Annotated in this window: 9 protein-coding genes; 3 read left to right on the top strand and 6 right to left on the bottom strand. The window is 72.8% G+C overall.

The genetic code is table 11. The annotated features are described in order from the left end of the window. Positions 1 to 17 precede the first annotated feature (17 nt). The 3 genes from AC1Q49_RS04190 to AC1Q49_RS04200 all read right to left on the bottom strand — a co-directional run bounded on the left by AC1Q49_RS04190 (position 18) and on the right by AC1Q49_RS04200 (position 3,512). A complete protein-coding gene (locus AC1Q49_RS04190) occupies positions 18 to 1,331 on the bottom strand; it encodes an MFS transporter (protein WP_492491043.1) in 1,314 nt (437 codons plus the stop codon). 313 nt (positions 1,332 to 1,644) lie between these two features. Next, positions 1,645 to 2,706: a LacI family DNA-binding transcriptional regulator gene (locus tag AC1Q49_RS04195; protein ID WP_061782204.1), complete on the bottom strand. Its 1,062-nt coding sequence runs from the start codon at positions 2,704 to 2,706 to the stop codon at positions 1,645 to 1,647. Continuing rightward, a complete protein-coding gene (locus tag AC1Q49_RS04200) occupies positions 2,703 to 3,512 on the bottom strand; it encodes an HAD-IIA family hydrolase (protein ID WP_060959698.1) in 810 nt (269 codons plus the stop codon). The genes AC1Q49_RS04195 and AC1Q49_RS04200 overlap by 4 nt, the downstream gene beginning before the upstream one ends. A gap of 41 nt (positions 3,513 to 3,553) precedes the next feature. Here AC1Q49_RS04200 and AC1Q49_RS04205 point away from each other — a divergent pair, with 41 nt between their 5' ends. Further along, positions 3,554 to 4,516, top strand: a complete 963-nt coding sequence (locus AC1Q49_RS04205) for an SDR family NAD(P)-dependent oxidoreductase (protein WP_492491044.1) — start codon at positions 3,554 to 3,556, stop codon at positions 4,514 to 4,516. A 176-nt stretch (positions 4,517 to 4,692) separates the two neighbouring features. Here the strand turns inward: AC1Q49_RS04205 and AC1Q49_RS04210 are convergent, their stop codons facing one another. Further along, positions 4,693 to 5,337 carry a metal-dependent transcriptional regulator gene (locus AC1Q49_RS04210; protein ID WP_060959696.1) on the bottom strand — a complete coding sequence of 215 codons (645 nt, stop codon included), beginning with the start codon at positions 5,335 to 5,337 and terminating at the stop codon, positions 4,693 to 4,695. Positions 5,338 to 5,360: 23 nt separating this feature from the next. Then, positions 5,361 to 6,665, bottom strand: coding sequence for an Nramp family divalent metal transporter (locus AC1Q49_RS04215; RefSeq protein ID WP_492491045.1), 1,305 nt, complete (start codon positions 6,663 to 6,665; stop codon positions 5,361 to 5,363). Between the two features lie 174 nt (positions 6,666 to 6,839). Here AC1Q49_RS04215 and AC1Q49_RS04220 point away from each other — a divergent pair, with 174 nt between their 5' ends. Further along, a complete protein-coding gene (locus AC1Q49_RS04220; RefSeq protein ID WP_492491046.1) occupies positions 6,840 to 7,499 on the top strand; it encodes a TrmH family RNA methyltransferase in 660 nt (219 codons plus the stop codon). A gap of 13 nt (positions 7,500 to 7,512) precedes the next feature. Here the strand turns inward: AC1Q49_RS04220 and AC1Q49_RS04225 are convergent, their stop codons facing one another. Then, entirely contained in the window at positions 7,513 to 8,832 is a 1,320-nt protein-coding gene (locus tag AC1Q49_RS04225; protein WP_101305390.1) for an MATE family efflux transporter, read from the bottom strand. Positions 8,833 to 8,899: 67 nt separating this feature from the next. Between AC1Q49_RS04225 and AC1Q49_RS04230 the strand changes: the two genes are divergently transcribed. Then, positions 8,900 to 10,702, top strand: a complete 1,803-nt coding sequence (locus AC1Q49_RS04230) for a lipase family protein (RefSeq protein ID WP_101305391.1) — start codon at positions 8,900 to 8,902, stop codon at positions 10,700 to 10,702. The last annotated feature ends 1 nt before the right edge of the window (position 10,703 follow it).

The following is a 10,703-nucleotide window of genomic DNA, read 5'->3' on the forward strand; positions in this document are numbered from 1 at the left end:
GAGTTCTTTCGTCGGGGTCAGCGGGCGAGCGTCGCAGAGCGGGGGAAGTCGGTGGATGCCGTGACCGTCTCCGACTCCACGTCGAACGCGTTCGTCACGCCGCGGCGGAAGCCGATCCAGCCGATGAGGAAGCCGGCGGCGGCGACGACCGACACACCCACATAGACACCGCTCGGGTTGAGGGCGAGAAGAGCCGGTGTGACGACGTTGAACCCGGCCGTCGCGAAGCGGGCGACGGCGTAGACGGTGCCCTGCGCCGTGGAGCGCAGCATGGTGGGGAACGACTCCTGGGTCCACACCTTCATGATCGTCTCGAAGCAGAACGCGCCGGCGAACGTCGTCACGACGACCGAGACGACGAGGGCGGGCAGGGTGAAGCCGAACACCACGGGCACGAGGTTCGCGACGACGACCGCGATCGCGCCCGCCACGTAGTAGCTCATGCGGAACGTCGTGTCGGCGACGGCCATGAACCAGACCGCGCCGAGGATGGCGGCAGGCATCGCCAGCAGCGTCCACGTCTGGTACTCGTTCACCGGGATGCCGGCGACGTTCACGGCGACGAAGGTGCCGAAGCTGCCGGCGACGCTGATCGCGATGGATGCGAGCGTGTAGTAGATCAGCAGCGTGACGAACGGGCGGCGGTACTGCGGGCGGCCGAAGTCGCGCAGGCGCCCGCGTTCGGCGCGGACGGTCTGCACGCCGGTGCGGCGCTCCTGCTGGGCGGCGAGCCAGGTCGCCGACTCCGGGATCGTCAGTCGCAGCGCGAGCACCACGAGCCCCACGCCGCCGAAGGCGGCGAACATGATGCGGCCGCCGGTCTCGCCGAGCGCGCCGAAGAAGATGCCGATGAGCACGGCCAGCAGGATGCCGAAGCCGCCCAGGAGGTTCGAGAACACGAGGATCTTGCCGCGGTTGCGGTCGTCGGCGGCCTCCGAGATCGACGCGAGCGCCGCCGGCAGGTCGGCGCCGACGCCCAGGCCGATCAACGCGATGCCCGGCAGCAGGATGCCGAACGAGACGCCCAGGAACGGCGTGATGGCGCCGAGGACGATGAGCGTCATCGTCACGAGGAAGACGCGGCGGCGGCCGAACCGGTCGGCCAGGCGGCCGCCGACCAGCGAGCCGACGGCGACCCCGGCGGTCAGCACGCCGGTCAGCAGGCCCACCTGGTCCGCGGTGAGTCCGGGGGTGCCGGGGGTGAACGACTGGAAGAGGACGAGAGCGACACCGATGCCGGTGGTTGCGGCGGCGTCGACGAACGTCGCCATCCCGCAGACGAAGCCCACCCACCAGGGGTTGGGGGCGGTGCGAGCGGTGAGTGCGCTCATGGTCATACTCCTTTGTACGTGCGGGATGGAGGTGGCTGGCGGCATCCGCATGCGTGTCCGAACTCCGGGCTCCGACGCCGTCGAGAGACAAGCTATACCGATATAGCACCGCGATGCAAGCGTGAATGTCGCCGTACGGGCCGGAGGAATCGGAGCGGCCGGGGCGGCATCCTCGACGTGGCGGACGTCGGCCGTGACCAACGTCGGATTCCTGTGCTCGATGCCCCCGCGGTCGGCCCGGTTCGGCCCACAGCACGCGGATTCTCCGGCGATCGTCACGCCGCGGATCGGACTCGGGTCTCGACCCCGGCGCTCACGCCCGGGGTGCGGCGATGGAGCCGCCGGCGCTGACCGGCATCTCGACCAGCTCGTGACGCACGCCGTCGCCCGGGGACAGCAGCAGATCCGCCGCCCGGCGGCCGATCTCGGCCTGGGGCAGGCGCAGTGAGACGAGCTGCGGGTCGGTCGCCTCGGCGAGCACGCCGCCGTCGAACGACACGAGCGAGACGTCGTCGGGCACCCGCAGTCCCGCACGGCGCAGGGCCTGGAAGACCCCCACGCCGACGGCGTCGTTGACGCAGATGATCGCCCGCGGGCGCGCCCCCGTCGCGAGCAGGCGCTCCGCGGCATCCCGGCCGTCGTGCACGGTCCAGTCGTCGTCCACCGCCACGTCGCCGGCGAGCCCGATGCCCGCCCCCGCGAGCGTCTCGCGGATGCCCTCGAGGCGCCGCGGCAGCGCGACCGGGCCCCACTCGTGCCAGGCGGAGCCGCCCGTGCGGCCCGGAGCCAGCGTGCCGACGAACCAGATGTCACGGTCGTGGCCGGCGTCCAGCAGCGCGCGGGCGGCCGCCGCTCCGGCGGCGCGCTCGTCGGGTACGACCGAGCTGATCGCGGGCGCGTCGGCCTCGCAGTTCATGAGCACGAGGGGCGTGTGCCGGGCGGATGCCGGGGGTGTCACGCGCCGCGTGAACATCGAGGCGTACAGGATGCCGTCGATGTCGCGGGCGACGAGGTCGTCGAGGAAGCGGCGCTCCATCTCGGCATCCCCCTGCGTGTCGACGGTGAACAGGAGCAGCCCCGCCTCGCGCAGGCGCTCCAGCGCCCCGCGCACCATCGAGTTGGCGAACGACGTCGAGCTGACGAAGTCCGAGACCAGGGCGACGGTGCCCGACCGGCCCGTGCGCAGCGTCTTGGCCGTGACATTGGCGCGGTAGCCGAGATCGTCGGCGGCTTTGCGCACGCGCGCCATCGTCTCTTCGGACAGGCGCTGGTCGAGGCGGCCGTTCAGGGCGAACGATGCGGCCGAGCGGGAGACGCCCGCCCGCTCCGCGACCTCGGTGAGGGTGACCCGTCGACCGGAGCTGCGCTCCGTCACAGACCCTCGGGCATCTCGGACTCCGCCGGCTCGGCGGCCAGCAGGTCGGCGACCGAGTCCACGATCTCGTCGGGGCGGAAGGGGTAGCGCTCGATCTCGGCGTCGTCGGAGATGCCGGTGCGCACGAGGATCGTGTGCAGGCCCGCCTCGATGCCGGCCACCACGTCGGTGTCCATGCGGTCGCCGATCATCCCGGTGTTCTCGGAGTGCGCGCCGATGCGGTTCATCGCCGAGCGGAACATCATCGGGTTCGGCTTGCCGACGACGTAGGGCTCCTTGCCGGTCGCGTGCGTGATGAGCGCCGCGAACGAGCCGGTCGCCGGCACGACGCCCGTCGGGGTCGGACCGGTCGCATCGGGGTTGGTGATGATGAAGCGCGCGCCGGCGTTGATGAAGCGGATCGCCTGCGTGATGCGGTCGAACGAGTAGTTGCGGGTCTCGCCGATGACGACGTAGTCGGGCTGCGTCTCCGTCTGGACGTACCCCGCCTCGTGCAGAGCGGTCGTCAGCCCCGCCTCGCCGATCACGAACGCCGTGCCGCCCGGCTGCTGCGAACGCAGGAAGTCCGCCGTCGCGAGCGCCGACGTCCAGATGCGGTCTTCGGGCACCTCGAGGCCCGAGATGCGCAGCCGCGCGCTCAGATCGCGCGGCGTGTAGAACGGGTTGTTCGTCAGCACGAGGAACGGCGTGCCCGCGTCGCGCCACTGCGCGAGCAGCTCGGCGGCGCCGGGGATGGGCTTGTTCTCGTGGACGAGGACGCCGTCCATGTCCGTCAGCCAGCATTCGATATCGGCGCGTGTCCGCATGGGGCCAGCCTAGCGGGGCCGTCCGGTCGTAGTCTCGACGCGTGGCACGCGATGACTGGGACCCGACGACGCTCCCCGACCTGTCCGGGAAGCGGTACCTCGTCACGGGGTCGACGGCGGGCCTGGGCTTCTTCTCCTCGCTGCAGCTGGCCGGTGCCGGCGCGCACGTCATCATGACCGGCCGCAATCCGAACAAGCTCGCCGTCGCGCGCGCGGCGGTGCGTCGTCAGGTGCCGGATGCCGAGATCGCGACGCTCCTGCTCGACACGAGCAACCTCGGGTCGGTGCGCGCGGCGGCCGCGACCGTCCGTGGCCGCGCCGGCCTGCACGGCCTGCTGCTCAACGCCGGGATCGTGCACCCGCCGCGCCGTCGCGAGACCACCGCCGATGGGCACGAGGTCGTCTTCGCGACCAACGCGCTCGGCCACTATGCGCTCGCCGGCGAACTGCTGCTGCCCCTCGCCGCGGGGCGCGGACGCATGGTGTGGGTCGGGTCGATGTCCACCGCCATGGGCAACTACGACCCCGTCGACCCCGAGCTGGAGACGAACTACTCGCCGTGGCGCGCGTACGTGCAGTCGAAGGTCGCGACGACCGCTCTCGGCTTCGAGGCCGACCGGCGGCTGCGCGCCGCGAACGTGCCCATCGACAGTGTCGTCGCGCACCCGGGCTACGCCATCAGCGGCCGCACCCGCGGCATCCTCGGGGTCAACGAGCCGTCGCGGATGACGCGCTTCGTCGACAACCTGCAGGCTCCGATCACCCAGTCGAAGGAGCACGGGGCCTGGCCGCTCGTGCGGGCGCTCGTCGACCCCGAGGCGACGGGCGGTCAGTTCTGGGGCCCGTCGCGCCTCGTCGCCGGGCCGCCGGCACTCGGCACCGCCAGCAAGCTCACGCGCGACGAGGACATCGCCGCGCGGCTGTGGGCCTACTGCGAGCACGCCACGGGGATCACCTGGCCGTACCTGAAGGCCAGTCGCACCCGCCGCCCCTGGCGGCGCTGAGCCCGCCGCCAGCTCCTCCGCGGTCCCGGTCGCGATGCCCCCCTCGCCCCGACCGTGTCCCACTTGTAGCGGGGTGCGTCCCAGATTGTGCGGTGCGGAGGGCCCGCAGGGGACCTCTTGTGGGACATCCCTGTCGGGACCATCCCTGTCGGGGCGGCGGGCGGGCGCCACCCGGGTCAGGCGGTCAGCCAGACCGCACCGGCCGCGCCGGCGGGAAGCGTCACGGTCGCGCCGTCGTCGACGCGGACGACGTCGGCTCCCGCGACCACGAGGCGGTGCCCCACATCGATGCCCGCTCCCTCCAGCGCCCGAAGCAGCTCGGGATCGCGGTCGCTGACGCGGAGCACCTCGCCGGTGTGGCCCAGGTCGGCGGCGGCCAGGAGCACGAACGGGAGGCGGTGGACGTTGCCCGCGGCATCCGGGATCGCATCGCCGTGGGGGTCGAACCGCGGGTGACCCAGTCGCTCGTCGATGCCCGCGAGCAGCCGGTCGCTGATCGTGTGCTCGAGCACCTCCGCCTCGTCGTGCACCTCGTCCCAGGCGTAGCCGAACTCCTGCACGAGCCACGTCTCGATGAGGCGATGCCGGCGGATGATGGATGCCGCCCGGAGCCGACCCGCCTCGGTGAGGGACACCGGACCGTACGGGCGGTGGTCGACCAGGCCCAGGCCGACGAGCTTCTGCACCATCTCGGTCACCGTCGAGGGGGCGAGCTTCAGCTCGGACGCCAGCTGCGACGACGTGATCGGCGTGGTCTGCCACTCGGTGTGGTGGTAGATCGTCTTCAGGTAGTCGTCGATCGCGACGGAGTTCGCAGCCACGTCTTCAGGCTAGCGGGCCGGGACTATCCGCCCGACAGCACGAGCCACAGCAGCACGGCGTTCAGCGCCACCAGGAACGCCGAGGCCAGCGCGCCCGCGACGGTCGTCCACCAGCGGTTGCGGTGCGCGCCGAGCACGTCGCGCCGCGCCGTCAGTGCGACGAGGGGGATGAGCGCGAACGGGATGCCGAAGCTCAGCACCACCTGGCTGAGGATCAGCGCCCAGGTCGGGTCGACCCCGAGCGCCAGGATCGCGATGGCCGGCACGAGGGTGACGAGCCGCCGCGCGATCAGCGGCACGCGGATGCGCAGCAGTCCGTGCATGATCTCGGCCCCCGCATACGCGCCGACCGCCGTGCTGGCCAGCCCGCTCGCGAGGAGGCCGACGGCAAACATCGTCGCGACGACCCCGCCGAGGCCGGCGGAGAGGGCGGCGTACGCACCCTCGAGGCTGTCGGTCCCGGCCACCCCGGCGAGGTTCGCCGCCGCCAGCAGCAGGATCGCGAGGTTGACGGTGCCCGCCACGACGAGCGCGATCGTCACGTCCCACCGGGTCGCGCGCAGCAGGGTCGGGGTCGACTGCGCGCGGTCCTCCGCCCGCGCGCCCGGCGCGGAGAAGCGGTCGCGCGCCAGCGCGCTGTGCGCGTAGATCGCGTGCGGCATGATCGTCGCACCCAGGATGGATGCCGCGAGCAGCACCGACTCGGAACCCTCGAACCGGGGGACCATGCCGGCGGCGACGCCCGCGGCATCCGGTGGGGCGACGAACACCCCGTAGGTGAAGCCGATGGAGATCACGACGAGCAGGCCGATCACGACGAACTCGAAGCTGCGGGCGCCGCGGCGCTGCTGAACGAGCAGGAGGGCGATCGACACCGCCCCGGTGATGAGCCCGCCGACGGGGAGCGGTACCCCGAACAGCAGCCAGAGGGCGACGGCGCCGCCGATCACCTCGGCGACGTCGGTCGCCATGGCGACGAGCTCGGCCTGCAGCCAGTACAGGCGGCGGGCCCAGGGGGTGCGCAGGCGGGTGCCGAGGGTCTCGGCGAGGCTCTGGCCCGTGACGATGCCCAGCTTGGCCGACAGGTACTGGATGAGCCACGCCATCGTGTTGCCCAGGAGGACCACCCAGACCAGCAGGTAGCCGAAGCGCGCGCCGGCGGTCATGTTGCTCGCGACGTTGCCCGGGTCGAGATAGGCGACCCCCGCGACGAGCGCCGGCCCGAGCAACCACGCCGCGCGCCGCGTCCTCGCCGGTACGGCTGCGGGCCGCGCAGGCCGGGTCGCACGGCTACCCGTCTCCAGCGTCGAGGGAGGATTTTTCGGCATGCCGAAAAATTAGCAGAGATTTCGGTGCGCCGAAATCTGGCACGTCGGGGATGCGGCGTCTGCGTGACTCCGCCCGAGCGAGGACAGGTGGGGGTGTAACAGGCCGCGAGCCCGGCTCGGGCGGAGTTGTGCAGGCCGGAGGGCCGTGACCGGCCGGATCGGTAGCCTGGAGCGATGACCGACCCCGCGCGATCGCCGGAAGCCGCGCCCGACGCGGACGGCGAGCCGCAGCTGCCCGTCGGCGTCGGGCCGTGGCCCGGGGGAGCGGACGCCTGGCCCGACGACCCCCGGTACGACCGTGACCTGCTCGCCGACGGCGATCGCCGCAACGTCGTCGACCGGTACCGCTACTGGACCATGGCCGCGATCGTCGCCGACCTCGACGAGCACCGGCATCCGTTCCACGTCGCCATCGAGAACTGGCAGCACGACATGAACATCGGCTCGATCGTCCGCAGCGCCAACGCGTTCGGCGCGGCCGAGGTGCACATCATCGGCCGGCGCCGGTGGAACCGCCGCGGCGCCATGGTCACCGACCGCTACCAGCACGTCCGCCACCACGAGGACGTCGCCGCCTTCACCGCGTGGGCCCGGGAGGTCGCGATCCCCGTGATCGCGGTCGATAACGTCGACGGGTCGCTGCCGGTCGACCGGGCCGAGCTGCCCGAGCGGTGCGTGCTGCTGTTCGGGCAGGAGGGCCCCGGACTGTCGGCCGAGGCGGTGGCGGCGGCATCCGCCGTCGTCGAGATCACGCAGTACGGATCGACCCGCTCGATCAACGCGAGCGCCGCCGCGGCGGTCGTCATGTACGAGTGGTGTCGCCGCTGGGCGTGAGCCGCCGTCGTGCTCAGGCGCCCGCGGTGGTCCATTCCGGCCGCCGCACCCGCCAGCCGAGGGTCGCCAGCCGCGCCAGCATGTACACGCCGAAGAAGCAGATCGCGAGCCACATCAGGCCCGAGGCGCCCGTGGGATGCACGATCCACAGCACCGCGAGCGCGGGGATGTAGGGGACGAGGTTCACCGCTCCGGCCAGCGCCAGGTAGCGCACGTCGCCCGCGCCCATGAGCACGCCGTCGAGGACGAAGACGACGCCGCAGACGGGCTGCGCGACCGCCAGCGCCACGAGTGCCGGCTGCACCAGCGCGGCGACGTCGGGCGAGCCGGTGAAGACGAGACCGATCACCCCCGACAGGGCGCCGATGGCGCCGCCCACGAGCACGCCGAACCACACGCCCCACGCCACGGTGCGGCCGAGGACGCGGCGCACGAACGTCTCGTCTCCCGCCCCGAGCCCGCGCCCGATGAGGGCCTGCGCCGCGATCGCGAGCGCGTCGAGCGCGAAGGCGGCGGTGGAGAAGATCGTGAAGGCGACCTGCCAGCCGGCCAGTTCGTCGGTGCCGAGGGCCGTCGCCGCGAACACCGTGGCCAGGAACGCGGCGCGCAGCGAGACGGTGCGCAGGAACAGCCAGCCACCCGCCCGCGCCGATCCGCGCAGTCCGTCGCGCTGGGGGCGCAGGGATGCCGCGTGGCGCTGGGCCAGCCGGCCCACGACGACGGCGTACGCGCCGACCATGGCCCACTGCGCGGCCACGGTGCCCGCCGCGGAGCCGGCGATGCCCCACCCGAACCCGTAGATGAAGACGGCGTTGAGCAGCGCGTTCAAGCCGAACCCGAGCCCGGCGATCCACAGCGGCGTCACGGTGTTCTGCATGCCGCGCAGCAGTCCCGTCGCGGCGAACACGATGAGCATCGCCGGCAGGCCCCACATCGACAGCTGCAGGTAGATCACGGCCTGCGCGGCGACGTCGGCGCCCGCGCCGAACAGCGAGACGAGCCAGGGGGTCAGCAGCGATCCGGCGACGGCGAGCACGGCGCCCAGGCCGAGCGCGAGCCAGAGGCCGTCGATGCCGGCGCGGACGGCGTTGGTCTGGTCGCCGGCGCCGAATCGCCGCGCGACGGCGGGTGTCGTCGAGTAGGCGAGGAACACCATGAGGCCGACGATCGTCTGCAGCACCGCCGAGGCGATGCCGAGACCGGCCAGCGGCACGACCCCGAGGTGGCCGACCAGGGCCGCGTCGACGATGAGGAAGAGCGGTTCGGCGACGAGCGCGCCCAGGGCCGGAACCGCCAGCCGCAGGATCTCGCGGTTGAGGGTGGGGGTGGCCATACTCCGAGCCTAGGGGCCGCTGCCGACCCCGTCCGGAGGGCGAGCGCGACTCCTCTAGCCTGGATCGATGGCGCGGCACGGCATCCTGCAGGACCTCCCGCTGTGGCGGCTGCACGCGCGGATGCCGGAAGGGCTGCGGATCGCGCTCGCGATCGCGACCGTGGCGCTGGGCGCCGTGATCGTCTGGCGCCCGACGACCGCGCTCGACGTGCTGGCCCTCCTCCTCGGCGGCGGCATGGTGCTCACCGGCGTGCTGGAGGCGAACGGCCGTGCCGAGGAGCGCGGCGGCCGCTGGTGGCGGTGGCCGGTCGCGATCGGCTGGTTCGCCCTCGGGCTGTTCGTGCTCGTGTGGCCCGGGCTCACGGTGCGGGCCGTCGCCGACATCACCGGCATCCTGCTGCTCGTCAACGGCGGGATCGGGGTGCTGTCCGCGTTCCGGGCGGGCCGCGGCTGGGATGAGCGGATCTCGGATGCCGCCTTCGGCGCGACCGGCCTGATCTTCGGCGTCCTGGCGCTCGTCTGGCCCGACATCACGCTGCTCGTCGTCGCCGTCGTGTTCGGGGCCTCGCTCATCATCCGCGGCAGCGTCGACCTGTGGGCGGCGCTCCGCCGGCGCCGCGACGAGCGCCGTGACCCCCGGCGCCCCGCGCCGCAGCGCCGCTGGGGGCGCACCGCCATGGCCCTCGGCTCCGTGGCCCTCGCGGTGACCGTCGCCATCGTGACGACGCCGCTGCGCGACGGCTCCACGGTCGTCGACGAGTTCTACGCCGCTCCGCGCGACGTGCCGTCCGAGCCGGGCCGGCTGATCCGTGCGGAGGAGTTCACGAACGAGGTCCCCGCGAAGGCGCGGGCCTGGCGCATCCTCTACACGACGACCGGCGTCGACGGACGGCTCCGCGTCGCGAGCGGGATGGTCATGGTGCCGCGCGACCGCGCGGAGGGCACACGCTGGCCGGTCGTGCAGTGGAACCACGGCACGACGGGGTTCGCCCAGCACTGCGCTCCCACCCTGCAGCAGCGCCCGTTCTGGGTCGGCGCGATGTACTACCCGCGCAAAGTCGTCGCCGAGGGGTGGGCGATGGTCGCGACCGACTACAGCGGGCTGGGCACCACGGGGCCGCATCCGTACCTGTTCGGCGAGGCGAGCGCGTGGGCCTCGCTCGACGCCGTGCGCGCCGCGTGGGAGCTCGAGGACGCGCACCTCAGCCGCAACACCGTGATCTGGGGCCACTCCCAGGGCGGCGGTGCCGCGCTCTGGTCGGGCGCGCTCGCCCGCTCCTACGCCCCCGGCCTGTGGGTGCGCGGCGTGGCGGCCCTCGCTCCCGCCGTCGATCCGCTGCGGCTCGTGCGCGACGTCTCGCAGGTGGCGGGCGGGACGATCTTCGCCTCCTACGCCTTCGCCGCCTACGAGGCGATCGATCCCGAGGTGACCTACGACCGGTACATCCGCCCGGGCGCGCAGACGGTCGTCCGGGCCATGTCCCAACGCTGTCTGAACGAGCCCACGATGGCGCTGTCGGTGCTGGCGGTCGTCGGACTCAGCGAAGACCGCGACATCTTCGCGGACGACCCCACGACGGGTCCGCTCGGCGCCCGGCTGCGCCAGAGCACCGCCCCCGCGCTCATCGGTCCCCCCGTGTTCGTCGGTCAGGGGCGCGCCGACACGATCATCTCGGTGGGGGCGCAGGACGACGCCGTCGCGCGCATGTGCGACGCCGGCCAGCGCGTCGACTACCGTCGCTACGACGGATACGAGCACGCCCAGATCATGGAGGGCTACGCCCCGACGACCGCCGATCTGCTGGCGTGGACGCGGGCCCGGTTCGAGAGCGAGCCGGTGCCCGACGGATGTACGACGAACGACGGGTGAA

It is taken from the genome of Microbacterium sp. MPR-TSA4 (assembly GCF_058792815.1).

Bases quoted from the DNA above. Each gene is read 5' to 3' on its own strand.
- AC1Q49_RS04190 (WP_492491043.1), bottom strand. From the start codon at position 1,331: ATGAGCGCACTCACCGCTCGCACCGCCCCCAACCCCTGGTGGGTGGGC.
- AC1Q49_RS04200 (WP_060959698.1), bottom strand. From the start codon at position 3,512: ATGCGGACACGCGCCGATATCGAATGCTGGCTGACGGACATGGACGGC.
- AC1Q49_RS04215 (WP_492491045.1), bottom strand. From the start codon at position 6,665: ATGCCGAAAAATCCTCCCTCGACGCTGGAGACGGGTAGCCGTGCGACC.
- AC1Q49_RS04220 (WP_492491046.1), top strand. From the start codon at position 6,840: ATGACCGACCCCGCGCGATCGCCGGAAGCCGCGCCCGACGCGGACGGC.
- AC1Q49_RS04225 (WP_101305390.1), bottom strand. From the start codon at position 8,832: ATGGCCACCCCCACCCTCAACCGCGAGATCCTGCGGCTGGCGGTTCCG.
- AC1Q49_RS04230 (WP_101305391.1), top strand. From the start codon at position 8,900: ATGGCGCGGCACGGCATCCTGCAGGACCTCCCGCTGTGGCGGCTGCAC.